This window comes from Streptomyces sp. NPDC019937 (assembly GCF_040631655.1).
Classification (GTDB): Bacteria; Actinomycetota; Actinomycetes; order Streptomycetales; family Streptomycetaceae; genus Streptomyces.
In genome coordinates, this window is record NZ_JBEYAL010000028.1 from 26,455 (window position 1) to 51,543 (window position 25,089).

Here is a 25,089-nt window from a genome sequence, read left to right on the forward strand (position 1 = left end):
TCGTTGACCCCGCCGGTCGTCGCCCATAACGTCCGTAGCAGGACATGAGGAACAGGACCGGCGGACCATCCGGAAGGAGGAGATATGACGGATCAGCTGACCATCCCCTGGACCGGTGGCGCATACGTCGATCATCACTTTCCGGTGCCGCATCTCCACGAGGCCGTCGCCACCGTGCGGCGGCGGGCACAGGCGCTGCTGGCCGACTGGGGGCTGGCCGCCGACACCCTGGAGGACGCGCTGCTGGTGGTCTCGGAGCTGATCACCAACGCGGTTCTGCACGCCCTGCCCCCGGCCGTTCTGCGGCTGTGCTGGAGCGAGACCAAGGAGTGCGGCACCCTGCACATCGCGGTCACCGACGGCGGACCGGCGCCCAGCGGGCCCGGCTCGACGGAGGAGATCGAGCCCGATGAACACGGGCGCGGGCTCGGCATCGTCACCGCGCTCTCGGCCCGCCACGGCACCCACCCGGGCCGCGGGGGAGTCGTCACCCGGTGGGCGGAGCTGCCCGTCGGCTGACCGGTGCGCGGCGTCGGCCCGGTTCACTGGCGCTCGTGCGGGGAGAGGGCGAGGACGGCGACGTCGTCGTTGAGGGCGCGGGCGTGGGCCGGCAGATCCGTGTTGAGGAACTCGATGACGTCGATGGGCTCCGGGGGCGGGGCCTGGGCGAACCGGGCGCGCAGCCGGTCCAGGAGGGGATAGAAGGCCCCCGTCACATCGCGGGCCTCGATCAGCCCGTCGGTACACAGCAGCAGCACATCGCCGCGCAGGAAGCGGTGGTGCACGGGCACCGGGCTCTCGTTCGCCAGTGAGCCCAGCCCCAGCGGCAGGGACGGCGGCCCGCTCAGTGTCATCACCTCGCCCCGGGAGATCAGGATGGGCTCGATGTGCCCGTGGTTGATCACCGTCAGCCGGTGCGCGAGCGGGTCGTACTCGATCAGCGCGGCGGTGACGAACAGCTCATCGTCCGGGATCTCAGCGGCCTCCCGCGCCATCCGGCTCTCCAGCCGGGCGCAGACCTGCCGCAGATCCCCGGGTTCGTAGACGGCCTGGCGGAAGCCGCCGAGCACATCGGCGACGGTACGGACCGCCTGCAGCCCCTTGCCCCGGACATCGCCGATGATGGCCCGCTCCCCGGTCCGGGTGGCGCGGATGTCGAAGAGATCACCGCCGATCATGGTCCCGGCCTCGGCGGGACGGTAGAGCCCGGCCGTCAGCACATGGCCGACCTCGTGCGGCAGCGGCCGCAGCAGGGTGCGCATCAGGGCCTCGGTCACCGAGGCCGCGTGCACCAGCTGCTTCTCCTGTCGCTCGCGGTGAGCGGCCAGCGCGGTGCCGAGGGCGCCCACCAGGGCGGTGGAGAGGTACGAGGCGACGTAGTGGCGGTCCCACAGATAGCCGACGCTGCGGCCCGCGCAGCACGGGGTCCCGGCCAGCACCCCCTCGAAGGCCACGGTGAACAGCGTGACACCGGCGACCCCGACCGGGCCGAGCGTGAACGCGGCCACCACCGGCAGGGCGATGAGCAGGAAGCTCACCGGCCACTGGACGGGGGTCACGGGCTCGATCGCCAGGATCGCCGCCACATACAGGACCGGCAGCCAGCGCAGCCAGGCCGGGGGAGCGGGCACGCCCGGCAGCGTGTTCCGGGACGGCGCCATCACGCTCCTGGGCTCCTTGGAGCGCACGGTGCGTTAGCCCTCGTCCGGCTCGTCGCCCACGACGCGGATGACGCTGTTCGGGCAGAGCCGCGCGGCCAGCCGGGCCTTCCCGCGCAGCGCGGGCGCGGGGTGGTCGTCCAGGACGACGACCATGCCGTCGTCCTCGGACTGGTCGAACAGCTCCGGTGCGTGCAGGGCGCACTGCCCGGCGCCCCGGCACCGGGCGCGGTCCACCTCGACGCGCATCACGCTCACCCTTCCCAGGTGACGGGGAGCCGGTGGACTCCGTAGACGAGCATGTCGTCCCGCAGCGGCACCTCCTCGGCCGGCACCGCCAGCCGCAGGGTGGGGAACCGCCGGAGCAGCGCCGGGTAGCCGGTCCGCATCTCCATTCGGGCCAGGTGCTGGCCCAGGCACTGGTGGACGCCGTGGCCGAAGGCGATGTGCTCGGTGGCATCGCGGGTGATGTCCAGGCCGTCGGGGGCCGGGAACCGGGCCGGGTCCCGGTTGGCGGCGGCGATCGAGGCGACCACGGTCTCCCCGGCCCGCACCCGCGCCCCGGCGATCTCCACGTCCTCCCGGGCGACCCGGACGGTGCCGAACTGGACGATGGTCAGATAGCGCAGCAGCTCCTCGACCGCGTCATCGGCCAGTTCGGGCCGCTCGCGCACCAGCCGCGCCTGCTCGGGGTGGCACAGCAGGGCGAAGGTGCCCAGGGCCAGCATGTTCGCCGTCGTCTCATGCCCGGCGATGAGCAGCAGCAGGCCCACCCCGGTCAGCTCCGCGTCGGAGAACGCCGCCGCCGGGTCCGCGTCGTGGACCAGCCGGGACAGCAGCGCCCCGTCCGGCCGCCGCCGCTTGGCCGCCACCAGGTCCCGCATGTAGTCCCACACCGCGTCCCGGGCGGCGAAGATCTTCTCCTCGTCCTCGTCGATCCGGAACAGGGTCGCCGACCACGCCTGGAAGGCGGCCCGGTCGGCGTACGGCACCCCCAGCAGCTCGCAGATCACCAGGGACGGGATGGGCTGGGCGAACGCCCGCACCAGATCGGCGGGCGGGCCGGTGCGCTCCATCGCGTCCAGGTGGTCCGTGACGATCCCCTCGATGCGCGGCAGCAGCTCCCGCATCCGCCGCACCGTGAACCACCGGGAGAGCAGCCGCCGGTAGCGGGTGTGCTCGGGCGGGTCCATGCCGATGAACGAGCCCAGCCGGCGCGGATCGTCCTCCCGGACCGGAAACGCCCGGACCGGCGACGAGGCCCGGACGCGGTCCGCGCTGAACCGGTCGTCCGCCAGCAGCTCGCGCACGTCCTCGTAGCCGGTGAGCAGCCAGCCCGCCTTGCCGTCCGGGAAGGCCAGCCGCGCCGCCTTCCGCCGCTCGCGGAGCGCCCCGTACGCGCCGGGCGGGTCGAACGGGCAGCCGCGATGTCTGGGCAAGGAGACCGGGGACGGCCCCGATGAGGTGACGGACACGGATGCGCTCCCTTCCACCAGCCTTTCCTATTCGAGCGTAATCGGTATAAAGCGGTACTACTCGCCGTGGCCCGAGGGGGTCACAGGCCGAGCGCGTCCAGGCTCGCCTCGACCGCCAGGACACCGCCGAGGCCGAGCACCGCGAGCACCGTGGTGTACGTGGTGCGCGCCTTGATGGCATCGATGACGGAGAGGTTGAAGTACTCCTTGAACATCCAGAATCCCGGGTCGTTCACATGGGAGAAGGCGATGGAGCCGCAGGACACCGCGAGGACCATGAGTTCGGGGTGGACCCCGCTGCCGTCGAGCATCGGCTGCACCACCCCGGCGGCCGTGACGACGGCGACGGTGGCCGAGCCGAGGGCGATCCGCAGGATGACCGCGACGAGCCACGCCAGGAAGATCGGGGATACCGGCCAGCCGTCCGTGAGGTCCTTGATGTAGTCGGATATCCCGCCCTCCACCAGGACGCCCTTGAAGGCGCCGCCCGCCCCGATCACCAGCAGGATCATCGCCATCGCCTGGGCCGCCGAGTTGCACGACTTGCTGACCTCCGCCAGCCCCCGGCCGATCCGCGGGCCGAACGCCCACACCGCCAGCAGCAGGGTGAGCAGCAGGGCGATCGGCGCCGAGCCGATGAAGGTGACCAGCGGCAGGGCCGGGTCGGAGTCGGGTACGGCCATGTCGTACACCGCCGCCCCGGCGATCAGGACCACCGGGAAGAGCGCCACCGACAGCGACCAGCCCATGCCGGGCATCTCCTCGTCGCTGAAGGTGCGCTCGGTGACCAGGCCCTGGGGGATCTCGGGGTTCATCCGCCGGACGAACGGAAGCCGCGGCCACACCAGGGCGATCAGCGCGCCGAACGGTACGGCGAAGAACAGGCCGTAGAGCAGGGTCAGTCCGACCGACGCGTCGAACGTCGCGGCCACCGCGGTGGGGCCCGGGTGCGGCGGCAGGAAGCTGTGCATGGTCGACAGGGCGATGGACATCGGCAGCCCGACCCACAGCAGGTTCGCCCGGGTGACGCGGACGATGGTGAACGCGATGGGCACGATGATGACGAAGGCCACCTCGTAGAACATCGTCACGCCGATCAGCATCGCGGTCACCACCATGGCCACCTGCACCCAGCGCAGCCCGAAGGTGTCGACCAGCTTGCCCGCGATCCGCTGTGCGGCGCCGCAGTCGCCCATGATCCGGCCGACCATGGCGCCCAGCCCGATGACGATCATCGTGTCGCCGATCTGGTCGCCGATGCCGCCCGCGAGGACATCCGGGATCTTCTCCAGCGACACCCCCTGCACCAGCGCGACGCCGACCGCCACCAGGAGCAGCGCGATAAAGCCGTTGAGCTTCAGCTTTGTCATGAGGAACAGCAGGCTCAGGACGCTGATCCCGACGATGACAAGTGGCATGCGACCTCGCTCCACGTATGTGTACACGGTCTACGTATGGAGATGGAGGCTAGGTTGGTGCCGGACGGCGGGTCAATAAGCGTGCGTCACCTTGTTGTTGAGGGGTGCCGCAAGGGCTCGTCCCACGGTCGGATGGACTTTCAGCCGTTCTGTCGCGCCAGCGGCTTGTATGTGCTCATGCTGGCCCCATGACGGAAGAGGGCGAGAACGTCCCCGCCTATCGGACGGTCCGGGTGGCCGCGCCGGAGGCGCCGGTGGCGGCGGTGGCGGATGTGGAGGCATGGCGGTCGCGGGAGGTGTATCCGGAGATCCTTTCGGCCGGCGGTCCGGTGTTCGGGGTGGTGCGGGAGCGTGAACTGGGCGGCTGGGAGCTGGTGTCGCCCTTCTCGGGGCTGGCGCCGCAGGATGCCCGGGAGAGCATGGGCTGTCAGTTCCGCAAGATGGCGCAGGAGGCGGAGGCCACCGGGGACCGGGCGGCCCACGAGGAGTGCCTGGCGGCCGCGGAGCGGATGGACTGGGAGGTCATCGACGAGATGACGGTCCTGGGCAGCCGGTTCCGGGTGGTCCGGGCCGAGCGCTTCCTCCGCTCCGGTCCGCAGGGGCCCGAACCGCCGCGGATCACCGACCTGGACCCGGCGCCGCCGGGGGAGGCCCACAAGGCCCCCGACCCCACCTCGGGGTTCGTGATCGACCCGGTGACCGCCACCGGCGTGTCCGACGGCATCCTGAAGCTCGAACTGCTGTCGATGCTGCCCAAGCGGGGCAGCGTCCCGCGGGAGGTGCGCGACGACTGCCTGCGGGCGGCGGACACCCACCCGGGAGGCGTGCTGCTGCCGCCGACGTTCATGACGGTCGAGAAGGCGGCCGGGGAGTGGCGGTCCGACTGTACGGGGACGTCCACCACGCCCCAGGGCGCACGGGACACCCTGGCGCTGGAGATGCGTGTCCTCATCCCGTGGAAGCTCGGCCTCGAACCCGCCGAGCGCGCCCCCTACACGGCCGCGGCGGACCGGCTGGACGCCGACCGGGGCGATGAACTGCGGGTGCTCGGGCGGCTGTTCAGGATCGTGCGCGTCGAGCGCCTGGTACGGATCGGACCGGACGGCCCCGAGGGCCCCCGGCCCTCCGACTGGGATCCGCAGCCGCCGATCAAGCTCCACGACCAGCAGCTCCGCGAACAGGGCCTGCTCACAGGCGACGCCGAGGACGACGAGGGTGCCGAGGACGGGGGCATCGAACTCGACGCGCACACCCGGAAGCTGGCCGAGCTGTTCAACGAGGAGGAGGCCCGCCGCAAGGCGCGCCAGGAGGGCCGCTGAGCACCGGCGGTGTCAGGTGACAGTGGCGCTCCTGGATCGCGGGCGGACAGCGGTCGAGCGGGGCGACAGGGGATGCTGTCATCCGTCTGTCGCCCGCGCCCGGTGCGGAGGGTCAGACCTCCAGGTCGGCCTCGATCCTGCGCAACTGGTGGCGGGCCATCGCCAGGTTGGCCCGGTTCTTGTCCAGCGCCAGGTAGAGGAAGAGCCCCTGGCTGTTCCGGCCCTTCAGCAGCCGGATCAGGTGGTACTGGGTGCCGAGGGTGATCAGGATGTCCTCTATGGAGTCCTTGAGGCCGAGCTGTTCCATGGTGCGCACCTTGGCGCGGACCACGTCGGTGTTGCCCGCGGCCGCCACCGTCAGGTCGAGTTCCTTGCCCCCGCCCAGGGTGCCCAGGGCCATGCCGCTGGAGTAGTCGACCAGCGCGACGCCGAGGGTGCCCTCGATGGACGTCATCGCCTCTTTGAGCGCGGTCTGGGTGTTCGCCATGATCTGGCAGTTCCTTTCGATGATGGTTCTTCGAGTGGTGTTTACAGGGAAGGCCGGCTCCGCTCGGCCTTGCCGAGCGCGTCGCCCACCAGCTCGGCGACGCGGGCGCCGCACCGGCGGGCCTCCAGGTGGAGACGGCCCACGTTGGCGCGCCCGTCCGCCAGCACGGTCAGGACGGCCGCCGGTCCCGCGGCGTACGTGGCGACATAGCCCTCCTCGCCGCGGACCAGCAGTTCACGGAAGGCGCCCCGGCCGGTGGCGTCGGCCAGCGACTGCGTCACCCCGAGGGCCGCGGCGGTCAGCGCGGCGACGCCCTCGGGCTCGATGGTGGCCGTGTCGTGGGCCAGCACCAGACCGTCGCTGGTGGCGACCAGGGCGCCGGTCACATGGATGACGCGGGCCCGCAATCGGCGCAGCTCGTCCAGGACTTCGGGCTCGGCGGCCAACAGCTCTCTCCTTTCCGCACGCTGTCGCGGGTCGGCGCGCCGGCGCGGATCCGTGCGCTGCCGCGGGTCCGGGCGCTGCCGCAGGGCGCGTCTCACGACGGGAGGCATGCGACGGTGGGGGCGGTCGGGGGAATCACAGGTGTGCCTCCAGGGCGTCACGGAGCCGACGCAGCAGGGGGGCGTCGGGTTCGGCGAAGTCGACCGCGGCCGGACCGGGTTCCGGGGCCCGCGGCATGGGGGTGCGGGGTGCTCGGGGCGTCTCGACGTATCCGGCGGCCGCCAGCCGCCGTACGTCGAGCAGCGTGTGGAAGGCGGGACGGCCCAGCGCCCGGGCGATCCCGACGGGGGTACGGACCCCGTCGACGAGCGCCAGCACCGCGCGCCGGCGGCGGGTGACCGGCGGGAGGTGACCGTCCGGGCGGCGCAGCACCACCGGCTCGGTGTCCACCCGCGGATACGGCCACAGGCTGTCGAGCAGTTCGCCGCGCCGCCGGATCTCCCGTTCGAGAGCGACCGGGTCCACCGGGCGCACCGGGCCGAGCCAGTGCGCCGCGCCCCGCTGGAAGCCGCGCGGTCCGCTGCCCGGCCCGAGCGCGAACCAGGCCGCGTCGAACAGCGCGCCCAGATGGCAGATCTCCAGTTCCGCGTCGGTCAGCCGCCCGCTGTCCACGAGGAACCGGCCGACCCGCCCGGCGGCGGCCGGGTGGCCGGCCGCCTCCCGCCAGCTGTCGGCGGTCAGCCGCCCGCCGGTGATGAGCAGCACCTCCAGGCCCGGGGCCAGCGGGCTCTCCGCGTGCACGACCTTTCCGTCCGCCAGATAGACGGTGCCCGCGTCGCACAGCAGGGCGCCGCTGGCCCGCTCGGCGGCCAGTTCGGCGAGACGGGGTGCGGGGCCGGGTCTCATCAAAGCGCCAGCCGCTGCGCCAGGTCGCGCAGCCGCAGCCGGGCGAGCGCCAGGTTCCCCTCGCGCCGGTCGAGCCACAGGTAGAAGAAGACACCGCTGTCGAAGGCGGTGTCGACGAAGCGCAGCAGGTGGTAGCAGGTGCGGGTGGTGACGATCAGGTCCTCCACGGGCGCCTCCCCCAACGCCCCGCCGTCGTACTCCCCGCCCTCACCGGCTCCGTCAGCCTCGCCGCGCGGTTCGAGGGCGGCGAACGCGGACTGTTCGGCGGCCATGCGGGCCAATTCGGCCGTCTCCGCCGCGGTGGCCTCGGGGTCGCCGTCGCGTGTCTCGCCGACCATGCCGAGCGCGAGCCCGCTGGTCCACTCGATCACGGCGGCGCCGCGCGCGCCGTTCACCGTCATGGCGTCGAGCAGGCATTCGTCGATTCCGGGCATGCGGTCTCCCCTCCTGCGTTGCCCGTGGCGCACCCGGGGGCTTCGCCAGTGACGGAGAGGTTACGCACGGTTCAGCGGATGGGGGTGAAATCTGTCGATGGGCCGACACCGCGTACGCCGTGTAGTAGGGTCCGCCGCCCTTGTGGGCCGATACGGCCCGGCGGGCCCCGGCGGCGGCGCGACGGGGGAGCGGCCGGTGCGGCGGGCACCGCCCGGACCAGGCCCTTCGTGCCACGCCGGGGCCGTCGTTACGCGAGGGACCCCGGCTCTACGCGGTCGCCGGGCCGCCCGTGGCGCGACCGCGCAGGGTCACCGCCGGGCCGGGCCGGGCGTAGCGGGAACAGGCTCTTCTGGGTTACCGCGAGGGAGACGCATCATGTGATTGTCCTACGTAGGCATATGACAGATGGATAGGCGCCGGGCGCGTCCCGCGCGCTGAGCTGACCGAATCCCGACGCTCAGTCCTCGTCGTCCGCCACGCGCCGCGTTTCCTGTAGCTGGCGCAGCGGGACCACGCCCACACAGCGCCCGTCCCGGTCCAGCAGCCGCCCCATGTGCTTCACCGTGCGCAGCACCACCGAGCGGTCGTCGATGGCCAGATGGGGCACCTGCCGCGCCACATGCGCCTCGAAGCCGTGCACATCGCTCATCGCGCGCAGCCAGACGTCGATCACCACGTTGTGCGGACCGGCCGTGATCGAGCACGACCGCACCTCCCGCATCCCGGCCAGTACCCGGGTGGCCTCCCGCAGATACCGCGCCGGTACGGACGCGAAGTACACCGCGGACAGCGGCCAGCCGGACAGCGGCCGGGCCAGATCGCAGCGCAGGCTCACCCATGAGGCCAGCAGCACGCCCAGCCGTCGGCGCACCGTGGTGGGGCCCGCGTCGGCGCCCGCCGCCAGGTCCCGCAGGGACATCCGGCCGTCGGTGCTCAGCAACTCCAGCAGCCGCGCGTCCAGCGCGTCCCGGCCCGGGGAACCCTGGGCCGCTTCGGGCACGGGGCAGGCCGCCGCGGCCTCCAGCCGGGCGCACTGCGCCGCGTCCAGGCTGCGCAGCCGCCACCGGCTGCCCTCGGTGGGTACGGCCGTCGCCACATGGGTACGGGTCGCCCGCACCCCCGGCTGCCCCCGGAACAGCACCGTGCCGAGGCGCGCCAGCTCCCCGAGGTCCGCGGTCTGCACGGAGGCCACCAGGTCCCGGCTGCCGGCCGTGAGCTTGAGGTTCGCCACCGCCGGGTCGGCGGCCAGCGCCTCGGCCACCTCCTCGCCCACCCCGGGCTCGGTGTCGATCTCCACCACGGCGGTCACCACGATGCGCGCGTCGGACAGCCGCGGATAGGCGGTCACCCAGGCCAGCCCCGCGTCCTCCAGCCGGTGCCAGCGCCGCGCGGCCGTCACCGGGTTCACCCCGAGGACATCGCCGACCAGCGTCCACGGGGCCCTGGGGTGGATCTGCAGGGCGTGCACCACCCCCCGGTCCAGTTCGTCCAGCTCGTCCGGCGGTTGCCCGGCGGAAAACTGCGTGTCCATGGGCGGCTGATTCCTGCGCTCGGTGGCCGATTCTCGATGGAATGCTGCACCGTAGCACGCAGAAAACACGCCGGCCCAACACTGCTCCGTACCTGTTTTCCGCATGCGAGGAGTGAACCCGATCCCATGAAGGATCAGCTGGCCCCCGAAACCGTCCGGACCGCGCTGCGCATCGAGAACGCGACCCTCATCGACGGCACCGGAGCGTCCCCCGTGACCGACGCCGTCGTGATCAGCGACGCCGAGGGCACCCTCACCTACGCCGGACCCGCCGCGGCCGCGCCCTCCGCGCCCGGCGGCGACACCGCCCGGTACCGCGTCATCGACGCCGGGGGCCGCACGGTCCTCCCCGGCTTCTTCGACTGCCACACCCATCTCGCCTACGCGCACGCCTCCCCGCCCGGCCGCCGTGGCGAACTCGACCCGGTGCTGGTCACGTTCGACACCGCCACGCGCATGCGGCAGACCCTGGACGCGGGCATCACCAGCGCCCGCGACCTGGGCGGACTCTCCGCGGGCTACCGCACAGCGGTGGAGAGCGGGCGGATCGCCGGCCCCCGGCTGCACACCGCCGTACGGATCATCAGCCACACCGGCGGCCACGCCGATGTACGCCTGCCCGACGGCACCGACCTCAGCGGCGGCGCCATGTCCGAGATCGCCGACACCGTGGACGAATCCCGCCTCGCCGTCCGCAAGGTGCTGCGCGCGGGCGCCGACCTGGTCAAGATCTGCGCCACCGGCGGCATGGGCAGCCCGTACGACCAGCCGGAGGACGAAGGGCTGCTGGAGGAGGAGATCCGGGCCGTGGTGGACGAGTGCCGCCGCCACGGTGGCAAGCCGGTCGCCGCCCACGCCCAGGGCACCGAGGGCATCCTCAACGCCATCCGCGGCGGCGTCACCAGCATCGAGCACGGCTACGGCCTGAACGACCAGGCCCTGGAGATGGCGGGGGAGCGCGGCACCTTCGTCGTCCCGACCCTCTCCACCGTGTACGCGGGCATCAACAAGGACACCATGGCGCCGTTCCACTACCAGAAGAAGGTCCGCTGGTCCGGCATCACCAAGGAGAACATCGCCCGCGCCATCGAGCGGGGTGCCCGCATCGCGCTCGGCACCGACGCCGCCGTCTGCCCGCACGGCCAGAACCTGATGGAGCTGAGCTACCTGGTGGACCTGGGCATGGACCCCATGGCCGCCATCGTCGCCGGCACCCGCACCGCCGCCGAACTCCTCGGTGTGGACGACCGGCTCGGCACCCTGACCGCCGGCCGCACCGCCGACCTCATCCTCTGCGACGGCGATCCGCTCCACCACATCGGCGTCCTCGGTGACCCCGCCAACATTTCGTTCGTCGTCCAGGACGGCATCGTCCGCAAGGACCAGCTGCTCCCGGCGGCTCCCACCGGAAGGTAGCCCCCATGCGCTCACTCACCGGTCTCCCGGCACCGGACAGCGCCACCCCCAGCCCCCCGCTCCCGGGCCGCCTCGACCGCGTGCTCTCCCTCATCGAGCGCGCCGGCAACGCCCTCCCCAACCCCATCGTCCTGTTCAGCGGGCTCTTCGCGCTCCTGGCCGTCGTCTCCACCGGCCTCGCCCTCGGCGGCGTCTCCGTCACCGTCCCCGGCACCGACACCACCAAGCAGATCGGCGGACTGTTCACCGGCGAGGGGCTGCGCTGGCTGCTGGAGAACCTGATCCCCAACTTCGCGACCTTCCCCCCGATCGGCGCCGTGCTGGTGCTGATCATGGTGGTCGGGCTCGCGGAGCGGACCGGTCTGCTGGAGACGGTCATGCGGGCCACCCTGGCCCGGGTCCCGCGCACCGTGCTCCCGTACGCGGTGGCCGTCGTCGCCGGCCAGGCCCACATGATGAGCGATGTCGGCGCCATCGTGCTCCCGCCGCTGGCGGCCATGGTGTTCAGGAGCGCCGGACGCCATCCCGTCGCGGGCCTCATCGGCGGCTTCGCCTGCGTCACCGCGGGCTACGCCGCCGGATTCACCATCGGCTCGCTCGACGCCCTCTACGTCGGCATCACCCAGCAGGCGGCCTCGGTGCTGCCCGCCGCCGACGGGCTCCACATCCACCTGCTCATCAACTACTTCTTCACCGCCTCCAGCAGCATCGTGCTCGGACTGCTCGGCGGATTCCTCATCGACCGCGTCCTCGAACCGCGCCTCACGCCGTACGAGCCCGCCGACGGCGCGCCCGAGGCGGAGGATCTGGCCCTCACCCCGGTGCAGCGCAAGGGCCTGCTGGCCACCGCGCTCGTGGTGGGCGCCTATCTGGCGGCGGTCCTCGCCCTGTGGCTGCCACCCGGGGCCCCGCTGCGCGGGGACGGCGGGGCGTTCGTCCCCTCGCCCGTCCTCACCGGCATCGTGCCCGTCCTGTTCGGCGCCTTCCTGCTGGCCGGGCTGACCTACGGCTTCACGGTGAAGAAGCTCACCGGTACCGAGGACGTGGTCACCGCGATGACCGATTCGGTGAAGAACATGTCCGGCTACATCGTCATGATGTTCGTGGCCGCCCAGGTCATCGCGCTCTTCAACTGGTCCAACGTCGGGGTGCTGCTGGCGGTGAAGGCCGCCGCGCTGCTCAACTCCACGGGCGTCACGGGCTTCTGGGCCATCATCGCGTTCGTCCTGATGGCCTCCTGCCTCAACCTCGTCGTGGTCTCCGGCTCCGCGCTGTGGTCCCTGGTGGGGCCCGTCTTCATCCCCGCGTTCATGCTGATGGGCATGAGCCCGGCGCTCAGCCAGGCCGCCTTCCGTATCGGCGACTCGGCCACCGGCGCCCTCACCCCGATGAACCCCTACCTGCTGCTCATCCTGGCGATGGTCCGCCAGTACGAGCCGGAGGCCCGGCTCGGCACCCTCATCTCCCGGCTCGCCATCTTCGTCGTGCCGTTCCTGGCGGTATGGCTGGCGATCCTGGGGATCTTCTACGGATTCGATCTGCCGCTGGGCCCGGGCGCGGCCATCGGCCTGAAGTGATCGATCCTCGTGAACGGCCCCGGGCGGCCCGCCCGGGGCCTCGCGCAGGGTCAGGCCGTGAGGACGTGCGTCCCCAGCAGGCCGAACAGCAGGACGCCCACGGCGACGCGGTAGATCACGAAGGCGTTGAAGGAGTGCTTGGCGACGAACTTCAGCAGCCAGGCGATCGAGGCGTACGCCACGACGAACGACACGACCGTGCCCACCACCAGCGGCGTCGCGGCGACCCCGCCGCCGAGCGCGTCCTTCAGCTCGTACAGCCCCGCACCGGTGAGGGCGGGGAGGCCGAGGAAGAACGACAGCCGGGTGGCGGCCACCCGGTCCAGGTCCAGGATCAGCCCGGTGGACATGGTCGCGCCGGAGCGGGAGAAGCCGGGGAAGAGCAGCGCGAGGATCTGCGAGCCGCCGACGAGCATGGCGTCCTTGAGCGAGGTGTCGTCCTCGCCGCGCTTGTGGCGGCCCATCTGGTCGGCCGCCCACATCAGCCCGCTGCCCACGATCAGTGATCCGGCCACCACCCACAGGGACGCCAGCGGCCCCTCGATCAGCGGCTTGGCGGCGAGGCCGACGGCCACCACGGGGAGGGTGGCGTAGATGACCCACCAGGTGAACTTGTAGTCGTGCCGGTCGCGCAGCTCCCGGTTGGCGATGCCCCGGGCCCAGGCGCTCACGAAGCGGACGATGTCCTTGGAGAAGTAGAGCAGCACCGCGGCGATGGCGCCGACCTGGATGACGGCCGTGAAGGCGACGACGGCCTTGTCGTCCACCGGGATGTGCATCAGCCCCTCGGTGATCTTGAGGTGGCCGGTGGAGGAGACGGGCAGGAACTCGGTCACCCCCTCGACGACGCCGAGGATCACGGCCTGACCGGTACTGATCGCGCTCAATGGTGCCATCCCTGTGCTGACGAAGTGCCCCTCTTTGTAGCACGGCCACCTCTGAGACAGATGGCCCGCCGGTGCGCGGCCTGAGCGCGCACCGACGGGCCATGGACCGGGGTCCGTTCCCGCTAGCCGGTGAGGTTGATCATCAGCGGCAGCGTGGCGAACGCCAGCACGATGCTGATGATCACGGAGGAGGCGATGCGGTGTTCCTCGTCCTTGACGTGCTGTGACGCGAGCATCATCGGCACCGGGGAGACGGGGAACGCCAGGATCAGGGCCGTCTGCGCGGCGACCTCGTGGCCGGCCAGCAGCAGGCCGATGCCGTACGTGCTCAGCGGCAGCACGACCACGCTGGTCAGCGCGATCGCGATGGCCCCCGGGCTCAGCTCCGGAACGCCGACGCGGGCGAGGGTGACGCCCACCGAGAGCAGCGCCACGCCCGAGGCGGCCTGGCCCACCAGCGACAGCGAGTTCTCGATCATCTCGGGCGGACGCACGCCGACCAGCGCGACGACCAGTCCGAGCAGCGGGGCCCAGGCGAAGGGCTTGCGCAGCGGCCGCAGGACCTTCATCCAGGTCGGCACGGGCCTCGCCGCCGCGGGTGCCGCGGACCCGGTGCCGCCGTCCCGCTCCTCCTCGGCCGCGGCCGGCCCGCCGCCCGCGGTCACCAGGACGCGGGAGGGCGCGGTCGCCGACGCGGTGGCTTCCGCGACATGCGGGCGGCCGAGGTTGAGCAGGATCAGCACGAGGGGATCCAGGATGACGTTGACGAGGATGCCCGCGATGGCGATCGGGATCGCGGCCTTGGCCTCGCCGAACAGATTGCCCAGGATCGTGACGCCCATGAAGGCGTACTGCGGCTGGACGGAGGCCAGCGCCAGGATCGACGCCCGCTGCAGCGGCAGCCGGCCGATGAGGCTCAGCCCCAGCAGGATCAGCCCGAACAGGCCGAGCAGCCCGAGGGCGAGCATCCCCACCAGGGGGCCCTGGCTGAGCAGGATGTGGCGCGGGGTGTTCGCGATGCCCAGGAAGAGGGACGCCGGGAGGGCGAACTCCATCGTGAGCACGCGGAGCGCGTCCGCGCGCTGTCCGTCGAACGACGTGCCCCGCCCGGCCCCGTAGCCCAGGGCGATGACGAGGAACACGGGCACGACGATGGTGAAGATGTGCGAAAAAGTCATGGTCTTGCTCCCTGATTCAGCCGGTGTGTACGAGTCGTCAGACCGGCTGGATCGGGCGGTAGACCGGGCTCCACATGGCCTCGCGGACCGTGCGGTCGAGGGAATCGTCGGCGATGGGCGTACGGGCCACCCCGTCGTGCGCGGCGGCGCGGGCGACGGCCGCGGCGACCGCGGCGGAGGTCTCGCGCAGCTGGTCGACCAGCGGGAGGATCGGGGCGCCGGGGGTGCCGGAGTCGATCATCTCGGCGATCCGCTCGGCGGCGGCGAGCAGCATGCCGTCGGTGATCCGGGTGGCGCGGGCCACGATCGCGCCGAGGCCGAGCCCCGGGAAGACCAGGGCGTTGTTGGCCTGCCCGATCACGTGGGTGACCCCCTCGTGGTCCACCGGCGGGAAGGGGCTCCCGGTGGCGATCAGGGCCCGTCCGCCGGTCCACCGGACCAGGTCCTCGGGCTTGGCCTCGGCCAGCGGGGTCGGGTTGGACATCGGGAGGATGACGGGCCGCTCGGTGTGGGCGGCCATCTCCCGCACGATCTCCTCGGTGAAGGCGCCGCCCTGCCCCGAGGTGCCGATGAGGATGGTCGGCCGGGCGCGGTGGATCACCTCGGCGAGCGCGATGCCGCCGACCTGCTCGTCCCGCTGCCAGTCGGCGACGTCGGCCGCCCGCCGGGCGTACCGCAGCCGGTGGTGGTCGAGGCCCTCGGCGTCATCGGTGATCAGGCCGTAGCGGTCGACGCACCAGAAGCGGTCGGACGCCTCCTGCGGGTCGAGCCCGTCGGCGATCAGGGCGTCGCGCAGCTGGTCGGCGATGCCGAGACCGGCCGAGCCCGCGCCGAAGATGACGATGCGGTGGTCGCGCAGCGGCGCACCGGTCACCCGGGCGCCGGACAGCACGGCGGCCAGGTTGACGGCGCCGGTGCCCTGGATGTCGTCATTGAACGTGAGCGCCTTGTCGCCGTAGGCGTCGATGATGCGCCGGGCGTTGCCGGACCCGAAGTCCTCCCAGTGCAGCAGCGCGTCGGGGAAGACGCGGCCGACGGCGGCGATGTACTCGGCGATGAACGCGTCGTACTTCTCCCGGTCCACCCGCGGATGACGGTTGCCCAGGTACAGCGGGTCGTCCAGGAGTTCCTGGCGGTTGGTGCCCGCGTCGAGGACGACCGGGAGCGCGCGGGCGGGGTCGATGCCGGCGGCGGCGGTGTACACGGCGAGCTTGCCGATGCAGATGTCCATGCCGCCCACGCCCCAGTCGCCGATGCCGAGGATGGCCTCGCCGTCGGTGGCGACGAGCAGGTCCACGTCCTCGGGACCGAGGCCGCTGGCGCGCAGCGAGCGCTCGATGTCCTGCGGGGCGTCCACCGAGAGGTAGACGCCGCGGGAGCGGCGGTACTCATGGCTGTAGCGCTGGATCGCGGTGCCGACGGTGGGGGTGTACACGATCGGCAGCATCTCGCTGAGATGCTCGCCGAGCAGGTGGTAGAACAGCACCTCGTTGCGGTCCTGGAGGGACCGCAGATACACGTTCTTGTCCAGGTCGGTGGCCTTGGCCCGGTACTGGGCGTAGGCGCGGGTGGCCTGCTGCTCCAGGGTCATGACCTGGGCCGGGATCAGGCCGGTGAGCCCGAGGTCGTCGCGCTCGGACTCGGTGAACGCGGTGCCCCGGTTGAGCCGGGGGTCGCTGAGGATGGCGCGTCCCCGCGAGGTGGTTTCCCAGGTCTGGCCGGTCGGGTTCCACCGGGTGGCCGCGCCTGCGGAAGAGGCAGGTTCGGATGCCTCCGCTTCGGTGAGATCGCTCTTCATCGGTACTGCTTCCTCACTGGTTGTGCTTCGCGGTGGGTGACACCGCTAAAAATCACGTTACCAAGAGGTTGAAAAGCGGACCTTTGGGGGGTGTGGGTCTTGTGCGCTGGTCAGGGGCGTAAAATACGCCCTCGACGGCTACCGGGGAGCCTCGCCCGCCGGGGACAGCAGAGTGCCCAGCGGGCCGAGGTCGAGATTGAGGTCCGCCATGCGCAGGCCGTGCCGGTCGCACATCTCCTCCATGCGCCGCTGGAGGATCATCAGCGTCATCCCGATCCGCTCCTCCTGCTCCTCCGTGAGGTCCCCCTTGTCGACCCGGTGCAGCGCCTGGCGCTCCATCAGCTGACGCAGCAGCTCGACCACGGTCAGCACGAGCTTGGCCAGATCACGTTCGACCGAGTCCGGATCGGTGCGCAGACGCCCGGCGGGGCGTTCGGGGGCGGAGCGGTCGGGAGTGGCTGACATACGGCGGCGGAACCTTTCCGGTCAGGGCAGCGGCGGAGCCGGGTGCGCGGCGTCGACGGGGGCGATGACCGCGCGCAGATCGATCCGTACGAGATCGACGTCCGCGATGGACAGCACGAGGTCCCCGGCCAGCACGACCCCGCCCTGGAGCAGCCGGTCGAGGATGTCGATCAGGGCGACCTCGCGGCCCGCGAGCGCCCGGGCGTCCTCCTCGTCCAGCGCGGTGCTCACGCGGTCTCCCGCTGGGCGGCCGGCGCGGGCGGAAGGGCGAAGGAGTACGGCGCCCACGGGCCGGTCACCTCGACCCGCACCCCCTGCCGGCCCTCGACGGCGGCCAGGACGCGGGCGCGGAAGTCCTCGGCGCGGTCGACGGGCACCAGATACGCGTCGTTGGCGATGTTCTCCCCGTACTCCCCGTCGTTCCCGGTCTCGCCGCCGCCCGCCCTGGCCAGCTCGCCGCGCTGCGGCCGGTGGGCGACCCGCTCCACGGCGATCTCCCCGGCCTCGTCGGCGATGCGCGAAGCCGTCCGCACCGCGGCCTGCCAGGCGTCCTCGGCGCCGCGCCGCCGTCTGCGACGGGCGGCGAGATAGGCCCGGCCCGGGCTGAGCCCGGCGTCCCCCGCGTCGCCTTCCGCACCGCCCTCCGGCGCGCCCGCCGTCTCCTCGCTCGCGGTCGTGTAGACCTTGACGCCCCATTCGACGCGCCCGGTGAGCCGCTCCAGAAGCGGCAGGAACTCGTCCCGGCGCTCCTGGAGCGTCTGCCGCACCCGGTCCTCGTCCCGGTACACGGTGGCCAGCCGCAGCGGCAGTACGGCGCCCAGCGGGGTCAGCGCCGCCACCACCCCGTGGTGCCCCCGGGCCAGGGATTCGAGCCGGGGCAGCTCCTCCAGGCGCGCCGTGAGCGCCCCCTCCCCGAACTCCTCGGCCGGAACCGGGCCGACGGCCGCGGCCAGGTCCCCGGTCTCCACGAGCCCCACCTGCTCGTCGGCCACCCCGCGCAGCGCCGCGACCGCCCGCGCGGCCTCGGGGGTGGGGCGCAGCACCGCGTAGGCGTACACCATGTGCTGTGCGATATCGGTCACCCGTTCACGCTCCTGTCGCTCCTGTCGCTCCGGTCATGGGGTTGTGCCCGCAGCGCCGCGATCTCGGCGCGCAGCCGTGCGTTCTCCTCGCTGAGGGACCGTTCCGCCCCCTCGTCGTCCACGGCATGGGGCCGGGCGCGCGAGGACAGCGACGGATCGTGCTCCCACCAGTCGATGCCCATCTCCTTCGCCTTGTCGACGGAGGCGACGAGCAGCCGGAGTTTGATGGTGAGCAGTTCGATGTCGAGCAAGTTGATCCGGATGTCGCCCGCGATCACCACGCCCTTGTCCAGCACCCGTTCCAGGATGTCGGCGAGGGACGGGGCGCCCTGCTGGTCGTACGAGGCGGGCAGGCGCGGCGGGCCCAGCCTGCCCGCAACCGGTTCTGTCATCGTCACGGGACTCGTCTCTGCGTATCGCGCCGTTCCAGCTCTTCCAGCCGGTCCAGCAGCTCGTTCTCGCGGCGGTCGTACGCGTCCTCGTCGATCCGCCCGGCCAGCAGCTCCTGTTCCAGTTCGGTGAGGGCGCGCCGGACCGGCGCCGGGTCGTAGTACTCGCGCTCGGCGGCCTCCAGCACCTGTTCGGCGACCCAGGCGGTCGCGCGCACCGGCGCGAGCGGAAAGGTGAGCAGCCCGGTCAGCAGTCCCACGGCGCCCCCGCCCCTCAGGCCACGAAGCTGTACGGGGGCAGCGGGCCGCGCAGCCGGAAGTCGTAGCCGTCCCCGTAGCCCTGCGCCACCTGCCGCGCGGCCCGCGAGAACTCCTCGGCGCGGCCCCGCTCCACCAGGAACGAGACGTTGAGGAAGTCGTCCCCGGCCGGGGACGACACCACCTTGCCGCGGGCCATCCCCGCCAGCCGGCCGACGACCTGCTCGGCGAGTCTCCGCTGCCGCACCCCCAACTGCCGCGCGACCAGCTCGCCGAGGGCCACCCGGTCCTCGTACGAACCCCGGCCGTCGCGGGTGCGCTCGTTCAGCCGCCGCGCGTCGTCGGACTCGGTCAGCACCTCCCGCAGCAAGTCGTCCTGGGAGCGCGCCGCCTTCAGGTTGAACTCCGCGGTGGCGTCCAGCTCATCGAGGCCGCGGACGTACTCGGTGCGCTTGGCGTCCAGCGCCGACCTGACCGCGGCCTCGTCGGGGGCGAGCAGCCCGAACCGCATCGGCAGCACCGCCCCGTCCGTCATCAGCCGCTCCTGGACCGCCTGATGGGCGGCGAGGTCGCGGCGCTTGGGGCGCAGGGTCTCCGGCGCCGGGCTCACCACGCCCGCCAGCGGTCCACTGGTCACCGCGCGCGGCGCGCCGGGCACGCCGCCCACCGCGCGCAGCTCCTCCAGCCGCAGCGGATGGTCGGAGCGGGTGATCGCGTAGAGATAGAGATGCACGGTCACTTGTCCTTGTCGTCGTCGCCGCCGAACACATTGCCGATGGCGTCGATGGCGCCGCTCAGCGCGCCCTCGGTCTTGCCCCGGGCGCCGCCCTCGACGATGGTGCCGACGATGTCGCTGAGCTTGTCCGGGGCCTTGCGGCCGGATTCCAGGTCGAGGCGGTTGCACGCCTCGGCGAACCGCAGATACGTGTCCACGCTGGCGATCACGATCCGTATGTCGATCTTCAGGATCTCGATGCCCACGAGGGAGACCCGGATGAAGACATCGATGACGAGGCCGCGGTCCAGAATGAGTTCGAGAATGTCGAAGAGGCTTCCGGTCCCTGAACCGGTCGAAGGCGTGGCTGGTAGTCCGCCGGTCTGCGTCATGACGGTCACGTGTGGTCGTCCTCTCGCTCGCTCGGTCTGCCCGTCGGCTTGTACGGGCGGGACGACACCCGTGTTCACTCTTGAGGCGGGTGAGACATGTGTGACGTACACCGACGTGACGTACGGCGACCCGGCGTACGACGACGAGCGCCCCGCGCCACCGGTATTCGGCGGCGCGGGGCGCATGGGGAATGGATCGGGACAAGGAGGGGCGGGGCGGCTAGCGGCCGCGGTCGAGCTGTCCGCGTGCGTAACGGCGCAGCCGTTCATAGCCCAGGAGCATGCCCTGGGTATCGAGGGTCACCCGGTAAGAGGCCATGATGGTCATGGTGTCCGGCACCCGCTCCAGCTCCACCACTTCCACATCGGCCAGCCATCCGTCCTCCGTCGGCTGCAGCGCGGAGACGGACTCCGGCGCGGTGCCCAGCAACTCGCCGAGCTGCTGGGCCGCGCCACGCATGGCCTGGGCCGCGGGTACCCGGCGCGGCCGGTCGTTCGTCTCCGGGGTGTCCGGATCATTGCTCGTCATGGTCCTACCGTGCCAAGTCGGCGGCGTGTGTGGTGTGCGGATCGCCAAAGCATGTGACCGGCAGGTCCTCCAGCAAGGTGGCGAGCGCGCCGGTGACGAGCGCGCACACCTCGTCCGGATCGGCCTCGGCGAGCGACTCCTTGCCCACGACCACCCGCATCAGGCCGATGCCCAGCAGCCAGGAAAGCGCCAGGTCCGCGCGCAGCCCGCGGTCCTCGGCGCCGCTCAGGGAGGCCAGCACCCGGGCGTAGTCATCCCCTATCTCGCGCGCCGCGGTGCCGATCTCGTCGCCGCTGCCGACGGAACGCAGCAAAGTGGCCAGCGCCCGGTCCTCCCGGACCCGGTCACCGTGCCCGAGCATCCCGCGCAGCGCGGTCTCGAACAGCTCTCCCGGCGGGGTGGTGTGCAGCTGTTCCTGGCCATCGTGCGCCACCACCTCCCCGAACAGGGCCTTCTTCGAACCGAAGTAGCGGAACAGCAGCGCCTGGTTCACCCCGGCACGCTCCGCGATGTCGCGTACGGTGGCCCGTTCGTACCCCCGCTCGGCGAACAGCGCCGACGCCGCCTCCAGCAGCATCCGGCGTGTGCCCTGCGCGTCCCGCCGAGGTGCTTCCGGTGTGGTTCCACCCATCATCCACTCCTGTCGTCGGCCGTCCGCCCCACCGATCCCCGCCGCGACCGACCTGTCGAGCAGTCAGAACAGCGGCAGATAGGCGCCGTTGACCGTATCAAGGGGACCGGCCTAGCTTTGTAAGCACGTGCTTACGTCAGGGAGGTCACGTTGACCACAGCGGAGACGACACCCGTCGCCTATCCCTTCAACCACCACGAGGGTCTGGAGCTGTCCGAGGCCTACGAAGAAGCGCGCGAGCGCCCCGGACTGCTCCAGGTGCGCCTGCCCTACGGCGAACCCGCCTGGCTGGTCACGCGGTACGCCGACGCCCGGCTGGTCCTCGGCGACCGGCGGTTCAGCCGCGCGGAGGCCCTGAACCGGGACGTGCCACGGCAGGGCGAGGGACGCATGGACGGCGGCATCCTGAGCATGGACCCGCCCGACCACACCCGGCTGCGCACCCTGGTGGCCAAGGCGTTCACCGTCCACCAGGTGGAGAAACTCCGGCCGTACGTAAGGGAGTTGACTCACCAGTTACTGGACGAGCTGGAGGCCGCCGGGCCACCCGCCGACCTCGTGGACCGCTACGCCCTGCCCATCCCGGTGGCCGTCATCTGCCGGTTGCTGGGGGTGCCGGAGGAGGACCGGCCGAAGTTCCGGGTGTGGAGCGACGCCGCGCTGTCCACCAGCTCCCTGACGGCGGAGGAGTGGGAGCGCAACCGCGAGGAACTGCGCGCGTACATGGCCCGGTTGGTGCGGGAACACCGGGAGGTCCCGCGCGACGACATCATGACGTCCCTGATCGAGGCGCGCGACCAGGGCGACCGGCTCTCCGAGCTGGAACTCGTCGACCTGTGCGTCGGCATCCTCGTCGCCGGGCACGAGACCACGGCCACCCAGATCCCCAACTTCGTGATGGCGCTGCTCGACCACCCCGATGAGCTGCGACGGCTGCGCGAGGAGCCCGAGCTGATCAAGGGCACCGTCGAGGAGCTGATGCGGTTCGTCCCGCTCGGCGTCGGCGCCTCCCAGGCCCGCTACGCCACCGAGGACATCGAGGTGGGCGGCACCCTGGTGCGGGCGGGGGAACCCGTCCTGGTGGCCGTCGGCTCGGCCAACCGCGACGCGCTGCGCTTCGACGAACCGGGCAGGCTGAACGTCGCCCGCCCCGCCACCCAGCACCTGGGATTCGGCCACGGGGTGCACCACTGCCTGGGCGCGCCACTGGCCCGCCTGGAGCTGCAGGAGGCCCTCGGCGCCCTCGTCGGCCGCTTCCCGAACCTGCACCTGGCCGGGGACGTGGTGTGGAAGGACCAGATGCTGGTTCGGGGGCCGCGCGTCATGCCGGTGGGGTGGTGAGCCGCATGACCTGGAAGGCCGAGGTCGACGGTGGCCGGTGCATGGCGTCCGGCATGTGCGCCGGGATCGCGCCCGATCTGTTCGTCCTTGACGACGAGCGGGCGCGTCCGCTGAGCGAGGAGGTGCCGGAGGAGGAGCGGGTGCTGGACGTGGCGGACTCCTGTCCGGCCATGGCCATCACCATCGTCGACGGCAGTGCGACGGTGGTCGGGCCGCGTCCCTGACCGGCGCCGCCGCTGACCGGCCGGAGCGGGATTACGGAGCGGCGGGCGGCGGGGAGGACACGGCGGGCGGAGTGGTGATCCCGCCGGCCCCGCTCGCCGCTCCCGCCCCCAGCCCGGCACCGTTCACCACGTTCGGGTCGAGGCTCTGCTCGCCGCCGTTGTCCGCCGTGCTGACGGAGTTGGGCGGGGGCGTGGGCTTGGACGTGCCGACGATGAACGTGGGCTCGCCCGGGGCGGGCTTGGGCGGCGTGGTGAACTCCGGGCCCTCGGTCGGGGTGGTGGTGATCTGCGAGACGGCGGAGTCGAAGTTGACCATCCCCGTCTTCTCCATCTGGGTGATGTGGTCGAGCACGGTGTTGTTGGCCTGGACCGCGAGCCTGCGCACCAGCGAGTTCTTGGTGGTCTGCCGGATCTTGGCGATGGAGCTGAAGATCTGACCGTGGGTGACGCGCAGGATGTTCGCGTAGTAGGTGTCGAAGTCCTTGCCCGTCTTCGCGTTCATCGTGTCCAGGAAGCCCTGTTGCTGCGGTGTGGGCTTGTTGGGCAGGGTGATGCCGAGTTGGGGCGCGACGTCCCGGCTGATGGCGTCCAGCAGCTGATGGCCGTCGAGCAGATGCTTACCGGCGGTCTTGACCTGCTCCGTCGTCCCCTTCTGGATTCCGATCTTCCCGGCCGGATACTCCCACAGCCCGGCCAGCCGCACCTTGACCACGAAGTCCTTGTCGGCCCCGCTCAGCGGCCCGAACTGGTTGTTCGTCATCTTCGAGAGGTTCGTGGCGGATTCCTGCGTCAACCCGGTCATCACGGGGGAGACGATCACGGCGAGGGTGACCACTACCGAGCCGATGAGCAGTGAGGTGCCTGTCACAAAGTACCGTGATCGCATGGAGCCTCCTGGCGGGGACCGCTTGTCGTTGTACGGAGCCGTTGTCGCGTCGTGCTGATGTCAGGCGATGGCTGACACCCATGCATACGGATCCTTCACTTCCGTCGCTCAAACATCCCGCCGTTTTTTACCCGCTCTTGGGTGGACGCGTCGTGACCTGTGCGATCGCTACGATCCCGTTGTGGCCCTCTTCACGATCGAGCGTTCCTCGCCCCATCCCGTCGACGAGACATGGCGGCGGCTGACCCGGTGGCAGCGGCACGGCGCGTACGTGCCGTTGAGCGACATCGCCGTGCGGACCGTGGGACCGACGCGGGTGGGGTCGGTGGTGGTGGCACGCACCGGGCGGGGACGGGCCGGGTTCGACGACCCCATGGAGGTGGTGCGCTGGGAGCCACCGGGCGGCGGACGGCCGGGGCTCTGCAGGCTGGAGAAGCGCGGCTCGGTGGTGCTGGGCTGGGCCGAGATCGAGGTGTGGCCCAGCGGTCAGCGGTCGCGGGTGGTGTGGCGGGAGGAGGCGCGGGTCGCGCGGCTGCCGCGGGTGTTCGACGCGCCGACGGCCTGGGCCGGGCGGCTGGTCTTCGGCCGGGTGCTGCGCGGACTGCTGGAGGAGTAGCCTCGGTGGCCGGCCGGGCTACTGGGGACCGTCGGAGAAGGCGTCCGCGTGGATGTGGGTCAGTGGGGTGGCGGCCACCTGGTACCGCCCGTTGGGCACCCGGCTCGACTTGGTGACGTGGACGGTGAGCGGGCCCGCCCACTCGTACCCCTGCTTCTCCGCGTGCCGCATGAGGCTGTCCGTGAGCGTCTGGCCCGCCTGTTTGCCGTGCCGGGACAGCTCCTCGTACACCTCGTCGGACAGTTCGACGTCGTAGGCGTTGGGCACGAGTACCCGACGGGAACTGCACACCACCGCCTGGTTGTCGCATTCCTGCCGCAGGGCGCCGAGCAGTTCCACCGGCTCGCTCGGGAACATCTTGGAGAGCAGTGCGTCTTCGAAGCGCTCTATCGCTCGTTCGATCCGGGTCAGCGTGTCCATGCGCACGCGGGTGCCCAAAAAGCAGCGGATGTATGTGCGCGACTACGGTCGGCACATACATCCGCGCCCTGGGTGAACATGGGGGGACGTGTTCAGCCGGCGCGGCTGAGCAGCGTCTTGACTCCGGTGGCCGTCAGCGTGACGGCTTCCGGGGCGCCCGCGTCGATGGTCAGCGAAAGCTCCTCGGAGGGCCAGCCCTGAGCCAGCGCCCCCAGCGGCACCTGGTGGTAACGCTCGATCTGCGGCAGCGCCTGGTGCATGCGCTCCGCAGTGGTGAAGACCGGCACCAGCTGGGCGCCGTCCTCCTGCTGGAACACAGGCAGGGTCACCGCCTGCGGATCGGTGTTCTCGGCACTCTCGGCGGCGGGAAGCAGCACCTCGCTGTCGGCGAGAGTGTTCAGCGCGGACTCGTCCGCACGGTCCGCGGCCAGCTCGCCGAGGGCGTGCTGGGTGGCGGTAACGGCGTTGTCGTCGGGAAGAGCAGTCATGATTCCGTCCAAGATCGGGATATGCGAGTGGCCGTGCCCGGGAGCGGGCGTCCTGGCCACGGCTGGCTCGAATACCCGGTTGTGCGGCGCTCACACATCTCATGGCGGAGCGTTTTCGTTTTCT

General features: G+C 71.6%; 31 protein-coding genes. 7 read left to right on the plus strand and 24 right to left on the minus strand.

Annotation, left to right across the window (positions count from 1 at the left end):
• The first annotated feature begins 84 nt into the window (after positions 1–84).
• Positions 85–519 carry an ATP-binding protein gene (locus ABZ562_RS26340; RefSeq protein WP_361484181.1) on the plus strand — a complete coding sequence of 145 codons (435 nt, stop codon included), beginning with the start codon at positions 85–87 and terminating at the stop codon, positions 517–519.
• A 23-nt stretch (positions 520–542) separates the two neighbouring features.
• Here the strand turns inward: ABZ562_RS26340 and ABZ562_RS26345 are convergent, their stop codons facing one another.
• The 4 genes from ABZ562_RS26345 to ABZ562_RS26360 all read right to left on the minus strand — a co-directional run bounded on the left by ABZ562_RS26345 (position 543) and on the right by ABZ562_RS26360 (position 4,551).
• Entirely contained in the window at positions 543–1,661 is a 1,119-nt protein-coding gene (locus tag ABZ562_RS26345; RefSeq protein WP_361484358.1) for a PP2C family protein-serine/threonine phosphatase, read from the minus strand.
• Positions 1,662–1,694: 33 nt separating this feature from the next.
• Positions 1,695–1,907, minus strand: a complete 213-nt coding sequence (locus ABZ562_RS26350) for a ferredoxin (protein ID WP_361484183.1) — start codon at positions 1,905–1,907, stop codon at positions 1,695–1,697.
• A 5-nt stretch (positions 1,908–1,912) separates the two neighbouring features.
• A complete protein-coding gene (locus ABZ562_RS26355) occupies positions 1,913–3,133 on the minus strand; it encodes a cytochrome P450 (RefSeq protein WP_361484185.1) in 1,221 nt (406 codons plus the stop codon).
• Positions 3,134–3,213: 80 nt separating this feature from the next.
• Positions 3,214–4,551: a gluconate:H+ symporter gene (locus ABZ562_RS26360; RefSeq protein ID WP_361484187.1), complete on the minus strand. Its 1,338-nt coding sequence runs from the start codon at positions 4,549–4,551 to the stop codon at positions 3,214–3,216.
• A 188-nt stretch (positions 4,552–4,739) separates the two neighbouring features.
• Between ABZ562_RS26360 and ABZ562_RS26365 the strand changes: the two genes are divergently transcribed.
• On the plus strand, positions 4,740–5,870 hold the full coding sequence (locus tag ABZ562_RS26365; RefSeq protein WP_361484189.1) for a DUF5954 family protein: 1,131 nt from the start codon (positions 4,740–4,742) through the stop codon (positions 5,868–5,870).
• A gap of 112 nt (positions 5,871–5,982) precedes the next feature.
• Here the strand turns inward: ABZ562_RS26365 and ABZ562_RS26370 are convergent, their stop codons facing one another.
• The 5 genes from ABZ562_RS26370 to ABZ562_RS26390 form a co-directional block, all read right to left on the minus strand.
• Entirely contained in the window at positions 5,983–6,357 is a 375-nt protein-coding gene (locus ABZ562_RS26370) for a hypothetical protein (RefSeq protein WP_361484191.1), read from the minus strand.
• Positions 6,358–6,398: 41 nt separating this feature from the next.
• Positions 6,399–6,806, minus strand: a complete 408-nt coding sequence (locus ABZ562_RS26375; RefSeq protein WP_361484360.1) for a roadblock/LC7 domain-containing protein — start codon at positions 6,804–6,806, stop codon at positions 6,399–6,401.
• 130 nt (positions 6,807–6,936) lie between these two features.
• A complete protein-coding gene (locus tag ABZ562_RS26380; protein ID WP_361484193.1) occupies positions 6,937–7,707 on the minus strand; it encodes a transcriptional regulator in 771 nt (256 codons plus the stop codon).
• Positions 7,707–8,141, minus strand: coding sequence for a hypothetical protein (locus ABZ562_RS26385; RefSeq protein WP_361484195.1), 435 nt, complete (start codon positions 8,139–8,141; stop codon positions 7,707–7,709). Before ABZ562_RS26385 ends, ABZ562_RS26380 begins: the two co-directional genes overlap by 1 nt.
• A gap of 458 nt (positions 8,142–8,599) precedes the next feature.
• Positions 8,600–9,673, minus strand: a complete 1,074-nt coding sequence (locus ABZ562_RS26390; protein WP_361484197.1) for an Lrp/AsnC family transcriptional regulator — start codon at positions 9,671–9,673, stop codon at positions 8,600–8,602.
• Between the two features lie 126 nt (positions 9,674–9,799).
• On the opposite strand from ABZ562_RS26390, the gene ABZ562_RS26395 reads away from it, so the two are divergent.
• Both ABZ562_RS26395 and ABZ562_RS26400 read left to right on the plus strand, forming a co-directional pair.
• Entirely contained in the window at positions 9,800–11,089 is a 1,290-nt protein-coding gene (locus tag ABZ562_RS26395; RefSeq protein ID WP_361484199.1) for an amidohydrolase family protein, read from the plus strand.
• Between the two features lie 5 nt (positions 11,090–11,094).
• Complete coding sequence (locus tag ABZ562_RS26400; protein WP_361484200.1) at positions 11,095–12,666, plus strand: AbgT family transporter; 1,572 nt, start codon at positions 11,095–11,097, stop codon at positions 12,664–12,666.
• A 50-nt stretch (positions 12,667–12,716) separates the two neighbouring features.
• On the opposite strand, the gene ABZ562_RS26405 is transcribed toward ABZ562_RS26400, so the two are convergent.
• From ABZ562_RS26405 to ABZ562_RS26460, 12 genes are all read right to left on the minus strand, one after another.
• Positions 12,717–13,553 carry an undecaprenyl-diphosphate phosphatase gene (locus tag ABZ562_RS26405; protein WP_361484202.1) on the minus strand — a complete coding sequence of 279 codons (837 nt, stop codon included), beginning with the start codon at positions 13,551–13,553 and terminating at the stop codon, positions 12,717–12,719.
• 122 nt (positions 13,554–13,675) lie between these two features.
• A complete protein-coding gene (locus ABZ562_RS26410; protein ID WP_361484204.1) occupies positions 13,676–14,731 on the minus strand; it encodes an AEC family transporter in 1,056 nt (351 codons plus the stop codon).
• A gap of 37 nt (positions 14,732–14,768) precedes the next feature.
• Positions 14,769–16,529, minus strand: coding sequence for an NAD-dependent malic enzyme (locus ABZ562_RS26415; protein WP_361484206.1), 1,761 nt, complete (start codon positions 16,527–16,529; stop codon positions 14,769–14,771).
• A 138-nt stretch (positions 16,530–16,667) separates the two neighbouring features.
• Entirely contained in the window at positions 16,668–16,994 is a 327-nt protein-coding gene (locus ABZ562_RS26420; RefSeq protein WP_361484208.1) for a gas vesicle protein K, read from the minus strand.
• Positions 16,995–17,015: 21 nt separating this feature from the next.
• The gene (locus tag ABZ562_RS26425) at positions 17,016–17,225 is read right to left on the minus strand and encodes a gas vesicle protein (protein ID WP_055552142.1); all 210 of its coding nucleotides are present in this window, start codon (positions 17,223–17,225) and stop codon (positions 17,016–17,018) included.
• Positions 17,222–18,076 carry a GvpL/GvpF family gas vesicle protein gene (locus ABZ562_RS26430; RefSeq protein WP_361484210.1) on the minus strand — a complete coding sequence of 285 codons (855 nt, stop codon included), beginning with the start codon at positions 18,074–18,076 and terminating at the stop codon, positions 17,222–17,224. The genes ABZ562_RS26425 and ABZ562_RS26430 overlap by 4 nt, the downstream gene beginning before the upstream one ends.
• Entirely contained in the window at positions 18,073–18,468 is a 396-nt protein-coding gene (locus ABZ562_RS26435; protein WP_361484212.1) for a gas vesicle protein, read from the minus strand. The genes ABZ562_RS26430 and ABZ562_RS26435 overlap by 4 nt, the downstream gene beginning before the upstream one ends.
• 2 nt (positions 18,469–18,470) lie before the next feature.
• On the minus strand, positions 18,471–18,725 hold the full coding sequence (locus ABZ562_RS26440; protein ID WP_361484214.1) for a gas vesicle protein GvpG: 255 nt from the start codon (positions 18,723–18,725) through the stop codon (positions 18,471–18,473).
• Positions 18,726–18,739: 14 nt separating this feature from the next.
• Complete coding sequence (locus tag ABZ562_RS26445; RefSeq protein WP_361484362.1) at positions 18,740–19,456, minus strand: GvpL/GvpF family gas vesicle protein; 717 nt, start codon at positions 19,454–19,456, stop codon at positions 18,740–18,742.
• Between the two features lie 2 nt (positions 19,457–19,458).
• A complete protein-coding gene (locus tag ABZ562_RS26450) occupies positions 19,459–19,839 on the minus strand; it encodes a gas vesicle structural protein GvpA (RefSeq protein ID WP_361484216.1) in 381 nt (126 codons plus the stop codon).
• A gap of 211 nt (positions 19,840–20,050) precedes the next feature.
• A complete protein-coding gene (locus tag ABZ562_RS26455) occupies positions 20,051–20,359 on the minus strand; it encodes a gas vesicle protein (RefSeq protein ID WP_361484217.1) in 309 nt (102 codons plus the stop codon).
• 4 nt (positions 20,360–20,363) lie between these two features.
• Positions 20,364–20,990: a TetR family transcriptional regulator gene (locus ABZ562_RS26460; RefSeq protein WP_361484219.1), complete on the minus strand. Its 627-nt coding sequence runs from the start codon at positions 20,988–20,990 to the stop codon at positions 20,364–20,366.
• A gap of 150 nt (positions 20,991–21,140) precedes the next feature.
• On the opposite strand from ABZ562_RS26460, the gene ABZ562_RS26465 reads away from it, so the two are divergent.
• Together ABZ562_RS26465 and ABZ562_RS26470 are read left to right on the plus strand one after the other, a co-directional pair.
• Positions 21,141–22,331, plus strand: coding sequence for a cytochrome P450 (locus ABZ562_RS26465; RefSeq protein WP_361484221.1), 1,191 nt, complete (start codon positions 21,141–21,143; stop codon positions 22,329–22,331).
• Positions 22,332–22,336: 5 nt separating this feature from the next.
• Positions 22,337–22,555: a ferredoxin gene (locus tag ABZ562_RS26470; protein WP_361484223.1), complete on the plus strand. Its 219-nt coding sequence runs from the start codon at positions 22,337–22,339 to the stop codon at positions 22,553–22,555.
• A gap of 31 nt (positions 22,556–22,586) precedes the next feature.
• Here ABZ562_RS26470 and ABZ562_RS26475 read toward each other — a convergent pair whose 3' ends face one another.
• Positions 22,587–23,441, minus strand: coding sequence for a DUF4142 domain-containing protein (locus tag ABZ562_RS26475; RefSeq protein ID WP_361484225.1), 855 nt, complete (start codon positions 23,439–23,441; stop codon positions 22,587–22,589).
• A 181-nt stretch (positions 23,442–23,622) separates the two neighbouring features.
• On the opposite strand from ABZ562_RS26475, the gene ABZ562_RS26480 reads away from it, so the two are divergent.
• On the plus strand, positions 23,623–24,057 hold the full coding sequence (locus ABZ562_RS26480; protein WP_361484226.1) for an SRPBCC family protein: 435 nt from the start codon (positions 23,623–23,625) through the stop codon (positions 24,055–24,057).
• Between the two features lie 18 nt (positions 24,058–24,075).
• Here the strand turns inward: ABZ562_RS26480 and ABZ562_RS26485 are convergent, their stop codons facing one another.
• Together ABZ562_RS26485 and ABZ562_RS26490 are read right to left on the minus strand one after the other, a co-directional pair.
• Positions 24,076–24,477 (minus strand): DUF3662 domain-containing protein, encoded by a 402-nt coding sequence (locus tag ABZ562_RS26485; RefSeq protein WP_361484228.1) that lies wholly within the window; start codon positions 24,475–24,477, stop codon positions 24,076–24,078.
• A gap of 92 nt (positions 24,478–24,569) precedes the next feature.
• The gene (locus ABZ562_RS26490; RefSeq protein ID WP_361484230.1) at positions 24,570–24,965 is read right to left on the minus strand and encodes an SseB family protein; all 396 of its coding nucleotides are present in this window, start codon (positions 24,963–24,965) and stop codon (positions 24,570–24,572) included.
• Between the last annotated feature and the right edge of the window lie 124 nt (positions 24,966–25,089).